Genomic DNA, 20,645 nt, shown 5'->3' on the forward strand with positions numbered 1-20,645 from the left:
GATACATGATACCAGGGCGATGGAAGAGAAATGGCTTGCTCGATGGGAGCAGGGAAGACTTTATTCAGTTAGTTCTGATCTATCGCGGCCAAAATATTATTGCCTGGACATGTTTCCTTATCCTTCTGGTGCGGGTCTTCACGTTGGGCATCCGCGAGGTTATATCGCCACGGATATTTACAGTCGGTACAAACGAATGTCGGGCTATAACGTTTTGCATCCTATGGGGTTCGACTCGTTTGGCTTGCCGGCTGAGCAATATGCAATTGAGACAGGGCAACATCCAAAAATCACTACCGACAATAATATTTTCACGTTTAAAGCGCAGTTGCGAAAGTTGGGTTTTTGTTATGATTCAGAACGCGAAATAAAGACTTCAGATGCTGGTTATTATCATTGGACGCAGTGGATTTTTTCTCAGTTATTTAATAGCTGGTATGACATCGTCGATAATAAAGCGAAACCGATCACTGAGCTGATTTCGCATCTGGAGGCTTCTGGTAATACGCTCATTGCTGCATGTTCGGATGCGGATACCCCCGTTGTTACTGCGCTTCAGTGGCGTCAGTATTCAAAACATGAGCAATCCGATTTTTTAATGAAATATAGATTGGCTTACCGTGCGGACTCCTACGTGAACTGGTGTCCGGAATTAGGAACGGTATTGGCAAACGATGAGGTGAAGGACGGCTTTTCTGAGCGGGGCGGTCATCCGGTTCATAAGAAGAAGATGAAGCAGTGGATGCTACGCATTGGTGCTTATGCGGACCGACTGCTTGACGGTCTATCTGGGCTGGATTGGCCTGACGCGCTGAAAGATATGCAGCGGCACTGGATAGGGAAATCTCAGGGGGCTGAAATTTCTTTTCAATTGGCGGGCGCGAATTCGGCTGTCAGGGTTTTCACTAGTCATCCCGAAACACTTTACGGCTGTACTTTTTTGGTGTTAGCGCCTGAGCACGAACTGGTGGAGTCAATCACCAGCGAGGCGTTCAAGGAAGACGTGGCAGCTTACCTCGAGAAAACATCTTTTCGTTCTGAGCGCGATCGGTTAACGGGCGTAGATCAAAGCACTGGTCAGTTTACAGGGGCCTATGGCATTCACCCATTGACAGGCGAATACCTGCCGATATGGGTTGCTGATTATGTACTTGCCGATTATGGGACCGGTGCAATTATGTGTGTGCCTTGTTCAGACTCCCGGGATTTTCTATTTGCAAAAACCTTTGATCTTCCGATTAAGTACATCTATGAAGGAGCACAAGGGTCAGAGGCTCCTTATGAGTGCGTCTCAGGGAACTTGATTGATTCGAATGAGGCGACCGGGTTATCGAGCAATGCTGCAAAAGATGTGATCATGGCGAAACTTGTGGAAACAGGTCGCGGTGTGCAAACGGTGAGCTTCCGGATTAGAGATGCCATCTTTGGCCGGCAGAGGTACTGGGGTGAACCTATCCCGGTGTTCTATGATCACGAAGGTATTCCTGATGTGGTACCGGACCACGACCTTCCCGTGATGTTGCCAGACATCGAGGCGTTCCTGCCTACTAACGAAGGCGAACCCCCGCTGGATCGAGCAAAAAACTGGAATTACCATGGGCAGAAATATGAGACAACCACAATGCCTGGCTGGGCCGGCTCGAGTTGGTATTTCCTGCGTTACATGGATCCTCGCAACGATTCGCGGCCTGTGTCGCCCGAAAATATCAGATACTGGCAATCGGTGGATCTTTATGTCGGTGGCGCGGAACACGCCACCGGCCATCTTTTGTACTCTCGGTTCTGGACGCACTTTTTGAAGGATCGGGGGCTGATTGATTTCGAAGAGCCTTTCAAAAAAGTTCTTTGCCAGGGCATGATTCTGGGGGTCTCCGCCATCATCTACCGTGATAAGGTCACCCATCAGCTTGTTTCTGCAGATATTAAGGGCGAGAGAGATGTCCAGCCGCTGTATATCGATATTCGATTTGTGAATGACAGCAACCTAGTGAATGTAGATGCACTTCGATCTTGGCGGAGATCCTATGAAGATGCCGACTTCATTTTTAATGAAGGTGTCTTTTTATGCGACCGTCTGACTGAGAAAATGTCGAAATCCAAACACAACGTTGAGATACCTGACGATCTCGTCGAGCGCTATGGCGCGGATACTTTTCGGCTACATGAAATGTTCCTCGGTCCTATCGAGCAGACGGCTACCTGGTCGACTCAATCCATCGATGGACCCTATAAGTTTTTGCAAAAAGTAGGGCGACTTTTTCAAGACGAAAACGGAAACTCTTTGGTGGAAGACGGGCCTGCCAATGGCGATGAGCTAAAAGCTGTGCATACGGCAATTGCCAAAGTTGGTAGGCTGACTGGCGAGATGTCGTACAATACAGCGATCGCGGCGTTGATGATATGTGTTAATAAACTAACCTCACTGAAATGCCACAAGAAAGAAGTGCTTGAGATTGTCCTGAAGTTACTCCATCCCTATGCGCCATTCATTACGGAAGAACTATGGTCTGGAATGCTTCATAATTCGGACTTTCTACTTAATACAGATTACCCTATTGTAGATGAGCGTTTTTTGATTGAGCCTGAGTTTGAGTGTCCCGTTTCTATCGATGGTAAGCTTCGATTGAAAATGATGATTCGGCGAGATTTAACTGAGGGTGAAGTCCGGGTTTTAGTATTGGCTGAGCCTACGGTACAGCGCTGGCTGGAAAACAAGGAGGTAAAGAAATTTATCTTCGTGCCCGAAAAAATTGTAAACATTGTTTCCGTGTATGAGACTGTCGACTAGTCACTGCTGGCTTTTTTGGACAGAGTGAGTGTTGCAGTCAATCGGTAGACCCTACATTAGGGAGGTGGGGTTTACGGATCAAGGTTCACGATTTTTTAATCGTCTTTTTTATTTTTAATTATGGGCAATTTGTAAATTTAACTACTCGGCATGGTGCTCTATGACGGATCAAGAGATCATCGGTAATAATATCGATCAGGCAATAACGATAGAGATGCGCTCTAGAAAGTGGCCCAGAGGCATCATACAATTACTGGGTAACGCGGCTCGTGAGGAAGCGGGCACTTCGATGGTGCTTAAAGCTGCAAGAGGCCTTATACATCATGTAAAGCCGGGTGATAATGTATTGATAACCTGTGTTGCGGCTCAGACACCTTGGGTTCCTTTTAGCGAAACCGACGGGCCTCCAGGGGCAGCAGCATTGGCGCGGGTGATCAGCAAAGGACTGGGAGCGATTCCCTGTTTTGTCTTGAATAATCAGCATCTGCTTCCAACTAAACACTCTTCCATGGCGTTGGGTATCCCTGTTTTTGAAGGTCCGGGTATGCGTCGGCCCGGCTGCGGTATAGCTGTCGATTTCCCATTGGACATTGGTAAGGCTGAGTCGGCTTCTCAGGATATTTTGAATACGTATAGCCCGAGCGCAGTCGTCGCCATTGAAACAATGGCACCTAACCCAGCCGGAATTGTTCATTCCGCTTCAGGGAAGGCAGTTCCAGATTCAGATATTGAAGGGGCATACTATAAAGTTGTAACTGCTGCTGTAGAGAGGGGTATTTATTCTGTAGGTATAGGCGACGCTGGAAATGAGTGTGGTATGGGCAGGATCTTGCCGGCGATTCATGACATTCATCAGTATGGAGCACATTGTCTTTGTCCATGTGATCAAGGAATCGCCTCGGTCGTTTCTACCGATTCATTGATTGTATCAAGCTGTTCGAATTGGGGGGCGTATGGCTTGGCTGCCATGCTGGCTTATTTATTGAATGACCAAAGTCTGTTTCATAATGCAATAGACGAAGAACGAATGTTACGCGCGTGTGTAAGTGCTGGCGGTATTGATGCATTTACGGGCGAGTCTACTCCTAGCGTCGATGGGATATCTCTTTCTGCTCATGTTGGGCTCAATCATTTCCTTAACGAGATTGTCAGGAGCGGACTTATTTGAGTTGCCGGGGGAGGCCATACGTTAGCCAAGGGTGCGTTGACGGTTAATTGTGGCTTGTGCTCGACGCTGCCGCTGTATAGGGGGAACTGCCAAAGACTTATCCAGATGCAGGATGAAAACGGCTATCGTCAAAGTCGAGTTCGCCCAGTCGCTTCAGGATAAGTCTTTACAGGCATTTTTCTACTGTTCTGATGGGGGCTGATTCAAGGGAGGGGAGTGATTTCATGTTTCATCGGAACAAAGGCGATGCCGTTTTTTTCGACGGCTCCTCCTTCTTTTTGGAACAAAAGAGCCTCATAGACCGGAACAGCAAAAAGTGAAGAATTAACAGTGAATCGGCTTGAACCTCCTTGTAGCATGGCGTGTCCTTTTGCTCGTTTCCACAGTTCACGTGCGATTCCTTGGCGTTGATAGGCCTCAGACACGAAGAAGTGATAGACGTGGCTGTGATCCCGCAGAGCTATGACTCCTTTGATCCCGCTCTGATCAAACGCTACCCAATAGCTGAACGAGGGCGTAGTTATAAGCTTGGCAATAGAGTCCTCGTTCATCGTCGCTAAAAAAGGTTCGGTTTGCTCATCCCTTGGCTTCACCAAAAAAAAATCGGCCAGGTTCAAAATTAGCTGACTGATTGCATTTGCATCATCCAAGGTGGCCATTCTGAAGTCGATTTCGTTGAGCATCTAATTCGAATTCCCTTTCAAGGGTGTAACTGTTGCGTGAGTTGACCGCGCTTCACCAGTCCGTATGGCGGTCTTGAGCGCATCATTTTGTGATCCATTGGGGAGCCAAAACGTTCTGCCGGGCTGTCAGAGTCGTTGTTACGTCCAGTATGTCGGACGCGCCGCCGCTTGTTATTCTATCCTCAACTCCCCATATGCAGCGTGCCGTTCTCAAAATAACTTCCCAGTAACCTATGAAGCCATTGGCTTATGGGGGCGATGTATTCTGTTCAAAATATCTTCTCCTTGGCATTCCAGACATGCCAAGTCGGCTACGCATCTCGCAGTGCCAAAACCGTAGTAATCGTATTCTTTTGAGTGTTCACCCTTGTCGGTCTCGTATCGATTACTCGGCGTTGCGGGTGTGCCGATAATCGCTCACCGCTTCGTAAACTGCCTTGCGCAAACGATTGATACCGCCAATCGGTCGATGAGCTTCCAGACCAAACCAGGGGTTGAAGGACTGGTTGTCGCATTGCAGGTTCAGCGCTGGCGTGTCGAAGTCCTGGGCGGGGATCTTGATTCGCGCCACGGTTTCGAATGGCGCATCGCTTTCACGCCATTCGATGCTGGTGTCTTCGATCGGCATGTACCTGGTCGGGTCCTGGCGCTGGATCTGCAAGACAAAACACGCCGGTATCCGATCCGTCGACAGCTGTTGATTGAGTGCGCTGCGCAAGAAATTTGGCAGTGCTTGATTCTGCGCAGGCAGGGTGTAGCTGGGGCAGCTGTCTGGGTCTGGCGCGACGCGAAACTTGGCGTTGGCCGAACCGAACTTATACGGCGAGACGGAAAAGTAAGTGGTCTGGGTCGGGCTGGCCGGTGCTGGCGCCAGGGTCGCCAAGGCAATGAACAGGTGGCGAACTTGCCAGCTACGTGGATCCCAACTCGGGAAAAACGCCATGACCTGCTTGCCGTCGGCCTGGGCAGCGACGTTCTGACGGTACTCGGCGACATTGCTGACGAAGAAATTCGGATGGCTGAACATCACGAAATCCTGCTCGCCACGACTCTGCTGATCCTTGAGTAATTGCGTTCCCGGCACATCAAGCAGTTTGATCGCCATGCCTCGGGCATCGCGGACGCTGTCGAATTGTGGATAAGCGTTGCCGTTGGACAGTCGCACGGTGGCTTGCCAGGTCTTGCCTGCTTCGGCGAAAACGCCTTGGCGCAGTTCGGGCGCCAAATCGGCCAGCACCTGAACTTCTGCCTTTACGCAGCCATGCGCCTTGGCATGTGCATCGCGCAGGTAGCGAGTGTTTTCGCGGTGTTGGTCGACGATGCGCACGGCGGTCTGGATGATGTCCTGCGTCATTGCCGCTTCATCGGCCGGGATGCGCTCTTTGGCAGAGACCGGTCCGCTGTGATGCCAGGCGAACCAGGCCGTCGCTACGGCCCAGCCCAGCAAGCCGAGACCGAACAGGAACAGCAGGGTCTTGCCGAGCAATACGCCGATGCGCAGCCAAAGAGTGATCAACATGCTCGAGTCCTTTTTGCGCGGGCGATGGTCATGGCAGTTGCGATTCCAGCGGGCCACCGAGCACCTTCAGGTATTCGAGTAACGCCCAGCGCTCTTGTGGCTGTAGCAAGCGGCCGATGACCCCATTGCCACGTTCGCCTGCACGAAATTCGTGGCCGCTGTTGTGATTGCCGGTGATTCGCGTGTCGAACACAAAACCGTTGGTGAAGGCTTCAGTGCGATAACCCAGGTGCTGCGGATCGTATTCGAACGTGCCTTTATAGAAGGTGGTCGCACGCTCATCCTGCGGCGAGAGCAGTTGGTAGATGTTCGGCACTGAACCATTGTGCAGAAAGGGTGGTGTCGCCCAGACGCCTGTCAGCGGACGGGCCTTGTAGGCGCGTAGCTCGCGAACGCCAATCGGCAGGCCAAATCCATCCATGCCGGAACGCTCTTGAGGTGTGATATTGGCGTCACGGTACGCCCGGTTCTCAACGAAGGCGGTCACGTAGGCCAGTCCTTTGGCGACCGAGAGCTTGCTCGGATCCAGTGGTTTCGTAGGCGTCGGGTGCAGTTTTACGTCAAGTTTCTCCAACTCGGCCAAATCCCACTTGAGCGCGCTCAGGTCGAAACGGTGGTCGGCAATATTGTTGGCGGCACCCGGGTCGGTGCCAATGACGTCCACCGGTAACATCTTCAATTTCTGCTCTGGCCGACCGTTGGCCGTCGTCACGTTCGGTACATGGCAACCGGCGCAATTTTCGGCGAACAGCGTGCGACCCTTGGCGGCCAGCGGTTTGTCGATGTTGCCGAGCAGCGCTTCGGACCAGGCCGGAGGCTTGAGTCGCTGCAGGGTCTCTTCGATCAGTTGCAGGTCACGTACGCGAACGCTGGAGGGGTAACGATCATCGCCCTTGAGTGGCTGACCGGCAGCATCGAAGAAGTTCAGCGTTGCGCCGACGCCGAGGGCTTCACCGATGTTGCGCGCCATGGGTTGCTGGGCTGAGCCGTTCCACTGCACCCAGTCGAAGGTCCAGATATCCCACAACTGCGGGTAGTCCACCGGCGCATTGGCCACCCGGTAGTTATTCGGCGAAATGGCGTCGCCGAAACTGGCGTTGGCGATGCGTCCGAAAGCGTCGGTGCGGCCAGGACCTTCTTCGGTGGGATAGAGGCCGCGGTGGGTGTCGTTCCAGGCAACGCGCAGGAAGGTATCCAGCGACGTTTTGAAGTCCTGGCGCAGTTGTGAGTGTTGGGCGTCGTAGTCCTGACCCAGCACGTTGCGTGCGAAGCGTTCGAATTTCCAGGGGTTGTAGTAGGTCGAGGCGAGGCTTGCGACCAATGCCTGACCGAAACTGCCGCCGCGCAGAGTCGGTACGCTGGACGGCAATACATGCTGTGCCGCGCCGCCGTCGATGCGTACAGCCTGGCCTTTAAAGTGCAGTTCGCCGGTGTGGCAGGCGGCACAGGTAACATCCAGAAACTCTTCTTTGCTGCCTGGATTCTGATGGTGGGCGAAACCCACTGGCAGGTTGCCTGGGTTGTTCTGCGTGGCTTTCTGGGCGGGATCCACCAGAAAGCCGAAACGTGCCAGGTATTCGGGTGCTGCAAAACGTTGTTCCGAGAACGGCAGTTCAAGTGCTGTGAACCAGTCGTAGCGCAGACCTTTGACCTGCGTACCCTGTGGCGTGAAGTAGTAGGTCTGGCGGTCGGCGGCGTTCCACTGCTCGAGGTAATGCACCTGTTCGACTGGCGTATAGACCGGCAGTTTCGGGTTGGCGATGTAATACAGGACCACCGTCAGGGCGACAGCCAGCAGGGCGAGTATCAGCAACAGAACACGGATCAAGAGGCGCAAGATAAACATCCTTGTCGATTTGTAGCCTTGTTATGCCTCAGCCTCAACTGCGCGGCAAGTGGCCATTACGCCAGGCGTTGTAGGAACTGGCGTTTGCTGTACTGAGAAGAAGCTGACAGAAGCTTCACGACCGTCCCTCGCAAAATGCGTTAAAAGACCTGAACTTATCAGATCTTTCCTGCTCTCATGCCGGTAGCCATTGGTCGTGGCGGCCTGATAAGCTCGCGGCTTTACTCGATTGCCCTTTAGGCGCATGAACAAGGAAATAGCATGAAACAGCATCGGTTGGCGGCGGCGGTGGCCCTGGTTAGCCTGGTACTTGCGGGTTGTGACTCGCAGACCAGCGTTGAGCTGAAAACCCCGGCGCAAAAAGCTTCCTACGGTATCGGCCTGAACATGGGCAAGAGCCTGGCTCAGGAAGGCATGGATGACCTGGATTCCAAAGCCGTAGCCCAAGGCATCGAAGATGCCGTTGGCAAGAAAGAACAGAAACTGAAGGATGACGAACTGGTCGAAGCTTTCGCTGCGCTGCAAAAGCGCGCTGAAGAGCGTCTGGCCAAGATGAGCGAAGAGTCGGCAGCTGCCGGCAAGAAATTCCTCGAAGAGAACGCCAAGAAAGCCGGTGTCACTACCACCGCTTCCGGCCTGCAGTACGAAGTGATCAAGAAGGCCGACGGCCCTCAGCCCAAGCCGACCGACGTAGTGACTGTTCACTACACCGGCACTCTGACCAACGGCACCGTTTTCGACAGCTCCGTCGAGCGCGGCAGCCCGATCGATCTGCCGGTTAGCGGCGTGATTCCGGGTTGGGTCGAAGGTCTGCAACTGATGCACGTAGGCGAGAAGTACAAACTGTACATCCCTAGCGATCTGGCCTACGGCGCGCAAAGCCCTAGCCCGGCAATCCCGGCCAACTCGGTGCTGGTATTCGATCTGGAACTGCTGGCGATCAAAGATCCGGCAAAACAAGACGCCGCCAAGTAATCAGCGTCTGTTATAAAAACAACGCCCCGTTCATACGGGGCGTTGTTGCATCTGGCGTTCAGTGGCCGACAATTCAAGCGAACGGACGTCGTGGAGTAGAGTCATAGCATTGAGGGTGCCGCGGCAAAACGCAGTACGTTGCCAAGTCAATGAAATATTGGGTTTTTTTATGTGAGTAAAAAACGCCCGATCTGAGTTGAGCCCTTGTAAAACGGGGCTTTCAGGGGTGAAAAGCGGCTCTGTTCACAAGGTTATCCACAATTTGTGTGGATAACATTTCAGCGGGAGAAGTAATGAAAGCACCCTGGAATTTTGCTCGTTTCCTGCCATTGGCAGGAAGGCTGATCAGTCGTGGGCGTTTGCCGGCCCTGTTGTTCGCCGTAGCCAGAAAAGGTGCGAGCCAGGGCAACCGTTTGGGCAAGCTTAAAGACGACCTGCGATTGCTGCAGGCATTGTGCCTGGCGTACTGGCGCGGCGAGTATCGGGACATCAGTCGCAAATCGATGCTGACGGTGGTGGCGGGGTTGATGTACTTCCTCAGCCCGCTCGACGCCATTCCGGATTTCATCCCGGTATTTGGCATGCTCGATGACATCGCGGTGCTGGCCTGGGTGATGAAAACCCTCGATGACGAACTGAGCGCTTTCCGTGCCTGGCGCGACCGTCAGCCTCCGGAAAAGCTCGCGGTCGTGGAGCGTCTGCCCGATACGCCAGAGCAATTGCAACTGCAAGGCCCGAAAAAAAACTGAGTTGATTCAGGTCCCTCCACAGATTGATCGCCCCTCGCGACCTTGGCGGCTGTTAGGATTACACTTCTAAGGAAAAGTGCCGACTCGCTAAGTGTTGTTGTCCTACGGGGTAGTCATGGATATTCAGATAATTGCACGCGATGGGGAACCCGAATATGCGGTTTTGCCGTGGGCTCAGTATCAAGCGTTATTGAAAGCAGCAGGCGTCACTGAACAACCACCGCGTGAAGCTACAGTCCGTCACGCGGCCGCAGCAGACCAGGTTCTGCCGGGTCTGGATCAACTACGCAGTTTGCGCGAAGGGAAGGGTATCGCCATCGAGGCGCTGGCCCGCACGGTAGGCATCAGCCCGTCTTACCTGGCCTTGATCGAAAGTGGCGAGCGTCAACCTGACGCTGCGATTCGCCGCAGTCTGGCCTGGGAATTGACGGTGCCGGGATGGAGGGATGAATCGTGAGCGTACGCATCAGTCGTCAACATTGGGACGGTTTACTCGGCGAGCTGGATCAGGCCCGCCGCCAGCGCCATCTTCTGACTTATCGCGCTTTGCTTGAGCGTTTGCAGCTGCCTACGCCGGCTATGCAAACCCTGACCGCTGCACTTGAACATCTGGCCGCGCTGGACGCGAAGGCCGAACAGCCGCTGCGCAGCTCGTTGGTGATCAGTCAGGGGGCAAGTCGTTTGCCGCGCACCGGGTTCTTCGAATGTGTCGAGCGACTGGGGCGATTCTCAGGTCCATCCGATGGGGTAGCCGCCGCGTCGTGGCATGCATCGGAAGTGGTGCGGGTGTTTGAGTACGAATACCCCGAATCAGCGGAGGCCTGAATGCTCTGGCGACTTAAAGCCCGTGCCGGTTACTGGCTGGCACGCCGGCTGTTTCATTGGTCATGGTTGGTCCGCCAGCCACGCGGCTGGAGCTGGCTCGAAGGCCAGTTTGCGCGAATGGCGAACCTGGGTGATGTCGGTGCACAAAGCTTCTATGGCCACATCCTGACATTCCGTGGTCAAGGCCTCGGTGCCCGCGAAGAGGGCGTACGTTTGTTGCGTCTTGCAGCGTTGGCGGGGGACGGCAAAGCCGCCTATCAGGTCGGTGTGATCAGCCTTTCCGGCACGCCGAGCAAGGCCCCTGACGCTGCGGAGGCGGCGCGCTGGTGGCAAATGGCGGCCAAGGCCGGACATCCGTTGGCCGAGATCAAGCTCAAGGAGCTGGCGTCGCGCAACGCTTAACGGCCGCTCTTGCACTGGCTGATCCGGTTTGCCCGCGATCGCGGGTAAGCCACTCTCCTACAGGCGTTTGTGAAGTATTCGCCCATGAAGCAGTGCCCGTTCTAATTGATTGATCCGTTCCCTTCGTTTTAACGAAACGCCCTACATCATCCTCATATTGTCCTGACTTCTTTCCCCGCGTAATCCCCGCAAAGTCTCGCGTCCCACAACGACCGCGCGAAGATTTGTGAATGCTCGATCCAGAAAAGCTTCAGGCCCTGAACACCGCCATCGGCCATCTGGTCATCGCAGCGCTGAACCCGAAAAGCCCGGACATTGCGGCCGTCTTCAATGATTTCCGCAATTGCCTCAGTGACTACGAGTCCTGGGCAGAAAGTTTCTGGACGGGCGCAGCACTGGATGTCGAGCAGGTGTTCAAGGTCGGCAACGAAGTCAGCCTCAGCGCACCGAAGAACTCGACCACGCCGATCAGCGCCACCGTTGCGTCCTGTCCGGCCGGTGGATCGCTGACTCTGGTGCACATGTTCGAGGCTGCGCGTTTCGTGCCGATCGGCAATACCCCGGTGATGCTCGAAGCATTGATCGACGGGCCTGGTGGGGATGAGGTGGACGGCGAGCCGATTCACGCAACTATCGGCCCCAGCGGCATCCTTGAAGTCCCCAAATGCTGGCGTGGCCAGCGTCACCGAATCACCTTTTATCCCAACGTCTCTCAAGACCACGTCAAGGCGCTCTACACCTCTTATCAAACCACGATTGCAGAGCTTGAAGACTGGCTGCAAAGCGAGTGGACGAACGAGTTCCAGCCGTTGTGGGAGAGCTTTTCGCAAAGCGGCTTTGTCGAGCGCTACCACGCCTTGCAGCAGGCGGATCAATGGGGTGTTGAACGCGCCTTGCTCGACCTTTGGGATGACGTTCAGCAGTTCTATCACCTGCTGGCCGACCTGCAAGCCAACAGTGAAAAACTCCTCAAATACCTGACTCAGGCCGAGCTCGAGACCCTGCTCACTGCTTCCGCAGAAGCGATTGCCAATGGCTTGCTGGTGCTCAGCGATGAACCGTTGCTGTTCATCTATCTGTCGGCCATCACCAGTTGGCTGCGGATGCTGCCCCCGCAGTACGAAGCCGAAGTGTTGTCCGAGATTCGCACGGGCGTGCTGATCGGATTGCTGCTGGCCTGCGTGACCGGGCCGATGGGCCTTGGGGCGGGCGTGGGTGCCAAAGTGCTGGGGAAGGTCAAGTCGCAGCGGGCTCGAAAGTGGCTGGCAGCCTTGAGCGTCCGGTTATCGCAAGTATCGAGCAACCAGCGATTCAGCAGTCATGCCGGTGCACTCAAGCCACTGATGATGAGCGCCCGGAAGGCGTCGCTGGCGCCCACACCCCGAGGGCCGCTGAAGATTACCCCCGGTGAAGCGCCAACCCTTTACCTGAAAAATCCTGCGGCCATCGCCCGTGACAAGTTTGGGCCCAAGACCCGCCTGAGCAAACAGGAGCATCACGACAACGCCCCGGATCAGGCGAAAAACCCCAACGGTGCCAGCGCCGACACGGCAGACAAAACCGCCACCCACAACTGCCCGGTGTCGATGGTCACCGGCGAAGAACTGCTGACCCTCACCGACGGCGAACTGTGCGGCGTGCTGCCATTTGCCTTCACCCGGTTGTACCGCACCAGCGCGGTGGAACTCGATAGCGGGCTGGGGTTTGGCTGGAGCCACTCGTTGGCGCATCGCCTGGAAATCGACGGCGATGACGTCGTCTGGATTGACCACGAAAACCGCCGCACGCGCTTTCCAAAGCCCAGCGCCGAACGTCCGGCCATTCACAACCGCCTGTCCCGTGCAGCGATTTATCTGGGCGACGACGCCGATGAGCTGATCCTCGCCCAGGCCGGTGAAACACCACGGTTTTATCACTTCCGCGACGGCCACCTCACGGCCGTCAGTGACGCGTACGACAACCGTCTGCGCATCAGCCGTGACCGTTCCGACCGGATCAAACGGCTCGACAATGGTGCCGGTCACGCCTTGCTGATGCGTTATGACCGACGACATCTGATCGCTGTCGACTATCAGGTCTATCGCGCGACCGCCAATTCCAATGAGGCCTGGCAGACCGAGCAAATCCTGGTCGCCTATCGCTATGACGAACGCAATCGCTTGATCGAAGCCACCAACGCGGCGGGCGAAAGCGAGCGTTACGATTACGACGGTCAGGCGGTGATTCTCCAGCGGCAACTGGCCGGTGGCGCGAGTTTTTTCTGGGAGTGGGAGCGCGAAGGCAAGGCCGCTCGCTGCGTGCGCCACTGGGCGAGTTTCGCGCAGATGGATTCGCGTTACGTCTGGGACGATAACGGCAGCGTCACGGTGCATAACGCCGATGGCAGCGAAGAGGTTTACGCCCACGACCAGCAGGCACGCCTGGTGCGCAAGGTCGAGCCGGGCGGTGCTGTATACCTGAAGGCTTACGACGATAACGGTCAGTTGGTGGCCGAGAAAGATCCCCTCGGTGGCGTCACCCAATACATCTATAACGAAGCCGGGCGGTTGCTTGCGGTCATCCCGCCAGAGGACGAACCGACCCACTACGAGTATCACAACGGTTTTGTTCGGGTGATGCGTCGGGGCCGGGCGCGTTGGAAGTACCAGCGAAACACTCAAGGCGACATCACCGAACAGATCGATCCTGATGGCCACATCACCCATTACCACTACGATGATCGGGGTCGACTGCTGTCGATCCGCTACCCGGATAACAGCTGTCACGTCCTCACCTGGAACAGCCTCGGGCAACTCACTGAGGAGCAGTTGCCGGACGGTGGTCGGCGGTGTTTCGCTTACGACGCCTTGGGCCGGCAAATCCGCCGTCAGGACGCACACGGTGCGCTCACCCAGTATCAATGGGATGTCGTCGGTCGGCTGATTCAAACGACGTTGCCCAGCGGCGCGACCCGCGCTTTCAGCTACAACGCCTATGGCAAGGTCATCGCTGAACGCGATGAACTGGGGCAGGTCACGCGCTACGAGTACGCCGACGACTTGCACCTGGTCAGCCGCCGTATCAACCCCGATGGCACCCAGCTGCGCTATCGCTATGACAACGTGCGGCTGCTGCTCAGCGAGATCGAAAACGAATCTGGCGAGAAGTATCAGCTGGAGTACGGCCCGAGTGGGTTGATCCGTCAGGAGACCGGTTTCGACGGCCGGCGCACCGCGTACGCCTATGACCTCACCGGCCATCTGCTGGAAAAAACCGAGTTTGGTGATGACGGTTCGCGGCTGATTACCGGTTATCAACGCGATACCGCCGGACGTCTGTTGGTCAAAACCCTGGCCGATGGCAGCAAGGTCAATTATCACTACGACGCATTGGGCCGGCTGGTCTGCGTCGACGACGGCAATGACTGGCCGCTGGAGTTCGAATACGACGCGCAAGACCGGCTGATCACCGAGCATCAAGGCTGGGGCACCTTGCGTTATCGCTACGACGCTTGCGGTCAGCTCAATCACCTGCGTCTGCCGGACAACAGCAAACTCGACTACCACCACGCAAAAGGCGGCGCGCTGACCGCCATCGACCTCAACGGCGCGCGGCTGACCACTCACGTCTTTGACGCAGGGCGCGAACAACAGCGCCAACAAGGTCAACTGCTCAGCCAATACCACTACGACGAACAGGGCCGTCTGCACGCCCACGCCGTCTCCCACGCTGAACAACCACGCTATCGCCGCGATTACGCCTACAGCGCCAACGGCAACCTCGACTTCATCGCCGACAGTCGTCATGGCCAGCGCAACTATCACTACGATCCGCTGAACCGCCTGGTTCGCGTCCGTCATTCACGCGATCCACAGCCGGAAAGCTTCGGCCACGACCCGGCCGGCAACCTGCAAATGCACGATCGCCCAGGCCTGGCAACGATCAAAGGCAATCGCCTGCTGCTGCAAGGCGACCGCCACTACGACTACGACGCCTTCGGCAACCTGATCCGCGAACGTCGCGGCACTGCGCAGAAACTGGTCACCGAATACCGCTACGACTGTCAGCACCGCTTAATCGCTGTGACCCTGCCCGACGGCAGCAGCGCAACCTACCGCTACGACGCCTTCGGCCGCCGCACTGCGAAAACCGTCGCCAGCCACACAACCGAGTTTTTCTGGCAAGGCGAGCAACTGATCGCCGAAAACAGCCGCGAGCATCACCGCAGCTACGTCTACGAGCCCGGCAGCTTTCGCCCGTTGGCCATGCTCGATGGCTACGGCCCGCGCAAAGCTTGCCCGTTCTACTACCAACTCGATCACCTCGGCACCCCGCAGGAACTCACCGATTACAGCGGCGAAATCGTCTGGTCCGCGACCTACAAGGCCTACGGCAAGCTCGCCAGCCTCCAGCAGTTTGGCGAAGAACAGCTTGAGCAGCCGCTGCGGTTTCAGGGGCAGTACTTCGATGCTGAATCAGGCCTGCACTACAACCGGCATCGCTACTACAATCCGGATATTGGCCGGTACCTGACGCCGGATCCGAGCAAGCTCGCCGGTGGGATTAACGGGTATCAGTACACCCGGAACCCGACGGGGTGGGTGGATCCGTTGGGGTTGAATGACTGCCCGGGTGCAGGTAAGTGCAAGAAACCGGGGGAGGCGGAAGATCCGGCGGGGAAGGCGGGGGTTGATGAGGGTGAGGCTGAACTTCCCACATATCCGGAAGAAAAATATTTATATCGTGGGGATGATCGCCATCCCAATGAGATTTTTGAGCAAGGTTTTAAACCTAAGGGTGATAGCAATGATTTACTGCTTCATTCGCTTGACAGTAACAAGCCTCCGAGCAATTTCGTTAGTACCTCTCCCGTTAGAGAAGTAGGAATAGATTTTGCGACGAAATTCAATATGAGAAGCGGCTTTTTGTACACGATACGAATGATTCCAGGTCGAGATTTGAAGAGTGAGCTAGGGAAGAAATATAAGTATTCAAGTGAGCGAGAACTAGCAATTCAAGGTGGTGTTAAAAGTAAGGATATTTTAGGCGTTACGCCTATTGGTGCTGATGGTCGTAGCGCGCGTTACACTATCTTGAATCCAAACAAGGAGTAGAGAATGGACTGTGTAGAGATTGTAGTTGTCAAAAACGGCAGGCGTGAGCTTGCTAAGCTTTTCTGTGACTCGAAAAAATTGACTATTAATTTTGTTATGGCGGATGGATATAGCAAAACTTATTTTGGAACAGACTTTTACGAATGTTTTGGGCATGTCAGGGAGGAACACTCTGATATGGTGTTTTTGTGTAAGGGCGCCAAAATAAACGTGCATCCATCTAGTATGTCTTCTCAGATGTCGCTCGGGGTGAAAGCATATGAGCTCACAATGGGGAAGTATGCTTCGAGAAGTGATCTGGTGAATATATTCGATTATGAAGAGGAAAATTTGACGAACGATCCAAATGTGCAAAGAGACTTTTATATGCGCTGGGTTGAATCAGATATTTCGGAAGAGTAGCGGGTCGGAACGAAAGAAAAGTCGGGGGAGGATTTATTTGTCTAAAGTCGCTGCGCACCCGATTATGGGCGCGCCTACTCCTACAGCATATGAAGTTGAGGCGCCAAGTTAAGACTATCAATCACATAAATACTATGCCCCTGCACATTCTTCGCATGATGCTTGGCCTGTGAGGCCATTTCCGCGAGTTGGCTGGCGTCGAGTTGTCCACAGGCCTCGGGGTGTAAATGCACCACACCAATCGACAGCGACAGCAGCGGGAATTCCTGACGGACGCCCTGGCGGTTGGGGGCGATGAAGCAGCCGGCTTCCAGGTGTTCGCTGCGGTAGAAGCGTCGGCATTGGCTGTGAAAGTCCTCGAGCAGTTGGTTCAGGCGCTTGCGCCAGTCTTCCGGGCCGAGGACCAGCAGGAAATCATCGCCACCGATATGGCCGACGAAGTCACGGCTGGGGTCGACGCGGTCGTTCAGGCATTGCGCCAGACACAGCAGGACTTCGTCACCACGACCGTAGCCGTAGATATCGTTGAAGGGTTTGAAACTGTCGATGTCGACGTAGCAGATCACTGACTCGCGGCTCTGTTGCAACAGTCGGGTCAGGCACTGCTGGATCGGTACGTTGCCTGGCAACAGGGTCAGCGGGTTGGCGTAGCGGGCCTGCTGGATTTTCAGTTCGGTGATCAGCTTCAGCACATCGATCACCCGACCCAGGCCCAGATAGCCGCCGTTGAGGGTGATGATGAAATCTTCTTCGATGCGTTGCCGGGCGCGGCTGGTGATCAGCCGGCTGACCTGTTGCAGTGACTGGCTGAGCTCGACGGCGAGGAAGTTGTCGCTCATCAGACGGCTGATGGGCTTGCGTGCGAACAGGTCGGTGGCAAACGGCTTGAGCAACGCATCAGACAGTGAATGGCGATGGACGATGCCGCAGGGATGGCCGAGCTCATCGAGTACCGCCAGCGAGTTCAGGTTGGCCTGACGACGGAAGGCTTCCAGCACGTCGGCGGTAGGCGTATCGCGGTCCACGGCCGGATGTTCGTTGAGCAGGGCGCTGAGGTCACTGCCTTCATCGTTGAGCACCACTGCGCTGCTGTCGTGCTTGGGCATCATCGTCCGGGCGTCCCGTGGCGGATGCTCTTGCGGACGGCACAACAGATAACCCTGCACCAGGTCGACCCCCATCTCGGTCAACACCGCGAGTTCTTCCGGCAGTTCGATACCTTCGGCGATGACTAGCGCACGCGAGGCTTTGGCGATCTGCAGGATCGAGCCGACGAATTCGCGTTTGAGCGCGTCCTGATGAATGCCGTCGATGAAATGCCGGTCGATCTTCACGTAGTCCGGACGCAACTCCGACCAGAGTCGCAGGCTCGAATAACCGGCACCCAGGTCATCCAATGCAATCGAAAAGCCCATGGCTCGATAGTGATGCAGAGCGTTTTGCAGTAACTGAAAATCGTCGGTCGGGGTTTGCTCGGTAAGCTCGATCACCACCTGACTCGGCGGGATGCCGAAGTCCTGAAGCATTTGCAGGGTTCTACCGGGTTGGTGGCCGGCTTCGAGCAGTGATTCGGGGGAGACGTTGAGAAAGAGTTTTCCCGGTAACTGTTGTTCATTGAAACGACGGCAGGCGCTGTGCCGGCAAGCCATTTCCAGTTCGCTGAGACGGCCTGCCTGGCGGGCCACGGCGAACAACGCGATGGGGGAGTGCAGAGGGCTGTTGGAGGGACCGCGACTGAGGGCTTCGTAACCGAGGATGCGTCGTTCGGACAGTGAAACGATCGGCTGGAACAGACTGTGCAAACCACTTTGAGCCAGGATTGAACTCAAGGCACTCAGCTGTTCGGTCGTGGTCATGGCGATCTCTGGCGATAAAAAAAGGACTGGGCGCGCTCTTTGTTAGAGAGCACGCCCAGTCCTTTATTTCACGACAGAATGATGACTGTTTGATGACGCTCCGGGGAGCGTCAGCATTAAATTGCCATCATTTTTTGTTGCTGGCGACCGCGGTGTTCAGCTTCAAGTAATCCAGCAGAATCCGCCCGGTTTCGCTCAGGTAGGCATCGTCTTCCGGTTTGGTCTTTTCTGGCTCGGCCGCGATGGCGTCTTCGTCTTCTTTCTTCAGCTCTTTGAGCGGGTCTTCGCCCTTGGCCTTGCGGCGGATGTTTTCCATCGCCAGTTGCTTGGCGTCGATGTCGGCGTGTTGTGCGCGACGTTCGGCTTCGTTGAGGCTGACGGTTTTTTCCGCCATCAGCTTCTGGGCCAGTGCCAGTTTGTCGCGAATGAACACAAATTCCGCGTCTTTGGCCGAGCGGGCGTCATGCTCGGACTTGAGCTGTGCCAGGTACGGTTTGAACGGGTCGACTGCCGGCTTGATGGCCGCGCGAATGGTGTCCCACGGCATGGATTCCGGCAGGGCGCTCTCGCCGATTTCCTTGGTGTCGATGATCGACGGGAAATCGACATCCGGCAGCACGCCCTGATGCTGGGTGCTCTGCCCGGAAACCCGGTAGAACTTGGCCAGCGTCAGTTTCAGCTCGCCATGGTTCAGCGGCTGGATGGTCTGCACGGTGCCTTTACCGAAGGTCTGGCCACCGATGATCAATGCGCGGTGGTAGTCCTGCATGGCGCCGGCAAAAATCTCCGAAGCCGAAGCAGACAGGCGGTTGACCAGCAATGCCATCGGGCCTTTGTAGAAGGCGCCCGGGCTTTCATCTTCCAGTACATCGACCCGGCCGTCGGCATTACGTACCAGCACGGTCGGACCTTTGTCGATGAACAGACTGGTCAGCTCGGTGGCTTCCTGCAAGGAGCCGCCGCCGTTGTTGCGCAAGTCGATGACCACGCCGTCGACCTTGTCTTTTTGCAGTTCGGTCAGCAGTTTCTTGACGTCGCGGGTGGTGCTCTTGTAATCCGGATCACCGGCGCGGAAGGCCTTGAAGTCAAGGTAGAAGGCCGGGATCTCAATCACCCCGAGCTTGTAGTCCTTACCGTCCTGTTTCAGGTTGAGGATCGACTTCTTCACCGCCTGATCTTCAAGCTTCACCGCTTCGCGGGTGATCTGCACGATCTTGGTAGTCTGGTCGTTTGGCGCATTGCTGGCCGGGATCACTTCCAGGCGCACCACCGTGCCTTTCGGTCCACGGATCAGCTTGACCACTTCGTCCAGGCGCCAACCGACGACGTCGACCATTTCTTTGTTGCCTTGGGCAACGCCGATGATCTTGTCAGCCGGTGCAACCTGCTTGGTCTTGTCCGCCGGGCCTGCAGGCACCAGACGCACGACTTTTACCTGGTCGTTATCGCTCTGCAACACGGCGCCGATGCCTTCCAGCGACAGGCTCATGTTGATGTCGAAGTTTTCCGCGCTATCCGGCGACAGATAGTTGGTGTGCGGGTCGTAGGACATGGCGAAGTTGTTGATGTACGCCTGGAAAATGTCTTCCGGACGGGTCTGGTCCAGACGCGACAACTGATTCTTGTAGCGCTTGGTCAGCAGCTCTTGAATGGCCTTGGGTTCTTTGCCGGCGATCTTCAGGCGCAGCACTTCGTCCTTGACGCGTTTGCGCCACAGGTCATCCAGCTCGGCACTGGTCTTGAGCCACGGGGCGTCCTTGCGATCGATCAGCAAGGTTTCCTTGGTGGTGAAGTCCATCTTGTCGACGCCTTTGTTCAGCTCGGCCAAGGCAAAGTCCAGACGCGCTTTGACGCGGTCCAGATAGCGCTTGTAGATGGTGAACCCGGCGTTCAGGTCGCCGCTTTTGAGGAAGTCGTCAAACTGGGTTTTCCATTTGTCGAATTCGGCAATGTCGCTGGCCAGAAAATAACTGCGCGCCGGGTCCAGCAGCTTCAGGTAGCTGTCATAGATGATCGCGGAGCGCGCGTCATCGAGCGGCGGCTTGCTGTAATGGTGGCGCTTGAGCAGCTCGACGACGTTCAGGCTGGCAATCACCTCGTCACGATCGGGCTGAAGGTTGTCCCAGCTATTGGCTGCGAACGTAGTGGGCGACAGCGACAAGCTGCCCAGGCCAATGAAAAGAGCGAGTGCGGTGCTGGGGAACAAATGCTTCATGCTGATTCGACGCGGGGGCAATTGATAACGCATATTAGGCCGTCTTTGAAGTCGCCGGTTCCACAAGGGCCGGTCGCATAATGCAAAAAGCCCGGCTCTACAGCTTCGGGCTCAGTCCAGACTC

The 20,645-nt window shown here is 55.7% G+C and carries 14 protein-coding genes; 9 read left to right on the forward strand and 5 right to left on the reverse strand.

Features of this window, described 5'->3' with window-relative positions; genetic code table 11:
- Positions 1–19: 19 nt before the first annotated feature.
- Together leuS and BK659_RS21095 are read left to right on the forward strand one after the other, a co-directional pair.
- Positions 20–2,788, forward strand: coding sequence for a leucine--tRNA ligase (gene leuS, locus BK659_RS21090; protein ID WP_221178166.1), 2,769 nt, complete (start codon positions 20–22; stop codon positions 2,786–2,788).
- A gap of 160 nt (positions 2,789–2,948) precedes the next feature.
- A complete protein-coding gene (locus BK659_RS21095; protein ID WP_123426876.1) occupies positions 2,949–3,956 on the forward strand; it encodes a glutamate cyclase domain-containing protein in 1,008 nt (335 codons plus the stop codon).
- A gap of 203 nt (positions 3,957–4,159) precedes the next feature.
- On the opposite strand, the gene BK659_RS21100 is transcribed toward BK659_RS21095, so the two are convergent.
- The 3 genes from BK659_RS21100 to BK659_RS21110 all read right to left on the reverse strand — a co-directional run bounded on the left by BK659_RS21100 (position 4,160) and on the right by BK659_RS21110 (position 7,995).
- A complete protein-coding gene (locus BK659_RS21100; protein WP_123426877.1) occupies positions 4,160–4,639 on the reverse strand; it encodes a GNAT family N-acetyltransferase in 480 nt (159 codons plus the stop codon).
- A 385-nt stretch (positions 4,640–5,024) separates the two neighbouring features.
- Positions 5,025–6,158, reverse strand: a complete 1,134-nt coding sequence (locus BK659_RS21105; RefSeq protein WP_123426878.1) for a catalase family protein — start codon at positions 6,156–6,158, stop codon at positions 5,025–5,027.
- A gap of 28 nt (positions 6,159–6,186) precedes the next feature.
- Entirely contained in the window at positions 6,187–7,995 is a 1,809-nt protein-coding gene (locus BK659_RS21110; RefSeq protein WP_123426879.1) for a di-heme-cytochrome C peroxidase, read from the reverse strand.
- A gap of 270 nt (positions 7,996–8,265) precedes the next feature.
- Here BK659_RS21110 and BK659_RS21115 point away from each other — a divergent pair, with 270 nt between their 5' ends.
- The 7 genes from BK659_RS21115 (at position 8,266) to BK659_RS21145 (ending at position 16,450) form a co-directional block, all read left to right on the forward strand.
- Positions 8,266–8,979: a BamJ family beta-barrel-assembly machinery protein gene (locus tag BK659_RS21115; protein ID WP_123426880.1), complete on the forward strand. Its 714-nt coding sequence runs from the start codon at positions 8,266–8,268 to the stop codon at positions 8,977–8,979.
- Between the two features lie 293 nt (positions 8,980–9,272).
- Positions 9,273–9,728: a YkvA family protein gene (locus BK659_RS21120; RefSeq protein ID WP_123426881.1), complete on the forward strand. Its 456-nt coding sequence runs from the start codon at positions 9,273–9,275 to the stop codon at positions 9,726–9,728.
- 115 nt (positions 9,729–9,843) lie between these two features.
- A complete protein-coding gene (locus tag BK659_RS21125) occupies positions 9,844–10,185 on the forward strand; it encodes a helix-turn-helix domain-containing protein (protein ID WP_019693067.1) in 342 nt (113 codons plus the stop codon).
- Positions 10,182–10,553 (forward strand): hypothetical protein, encoded by a 372-nt coding sequence (locus BK659_RS21130; protein ID WP_003223109.1) that lies wholly within the window; start codon positions 10,182–10,184, stop codon positions 10,551–10,553. Before BK659_RS21125 ends, BK659_RS21130 begins: the two co-directional genes overlap by 4 nt.
- The gene (locus BK659_RS21135; RefSeq protein ID WP_123426882.1) at positions 10,554–10,955 is read left to right on the forward strand and encodes an SEL1-like repeat protein; all 402 of its coding nucleotides are present in this window, start codon (positions 10,554–10,556) and stop codon (positions 10,953–10,955) included.
- A 230-nt stretch (positions 10,956–11,185) separates the two neighbouring features.
- The gene (locus BK659_RS21140; RefSeq protein ID WP_123426883.1) at positions 11,186–16,048 is read left to right on the forward strand and encodes an RHS repeat-associated core domain-containing protein; all 4,863 of its coding nucleotides are present in this window, start codon (positions 11,186–11,188) and stop codon (positions 16,046–16,048) included.
- A 3-nt stretch (positions 16,049–16,051) separates the two neighbouring features.
- Positions 16,052–16,450 (forward strand): hypothetical protein, encoded by a 399-nt coding sequence (locus BK659_RS21145; protein ID WP_123426884.1) that lies wholly within the window; start codon positions 16,052–16,054, stop codon positions 16,448–16,450.
- Between the two features lie 80 nt (positions 16,451–16,530).
- Here BK659_RS21145 and BK659_RS21150 read toward each other — a convergent pair whose 3' ends face one another.
- Entirely contained in the window at positions 16,531–18,306 is a 1,776-nt protein-coding gene (locus BK659_RS21150; protein ID WP_123426885.1) for a bifunctional diguanylate cyclase/phosphodiesterase, read from the reverse strand.
- A 127-nt stretch (positions 18,307–18,433) separates the two neighbouring features.
- Positions 18,434–20,521 (reverse strand): carboxy terminal-processing peptidase, encoded by a 2,088-nt coding sequence (locus tag BK659_RS21155; RefSeq protein ID WP_185015428.1) that lies wholly within the window; start codon positions 20,519–20,521, stop codon positions 18,434–18,436.
- Between the last annotated feature and the right edge of the window lie 124 nt (positions 20,522–20,645).

The sequence above is a fragment of the Pseudomonas brassicacearum genome (assembly GCF_003732225.1).
Taxonomy (GTDB): Bacteria; Pseudomonadota; Gammaproteobacteria; order Pseudomonadales; family Pseudomonadaceae; genus Aquipseudomonas; species Aquipseudomonas brassicacearum_E.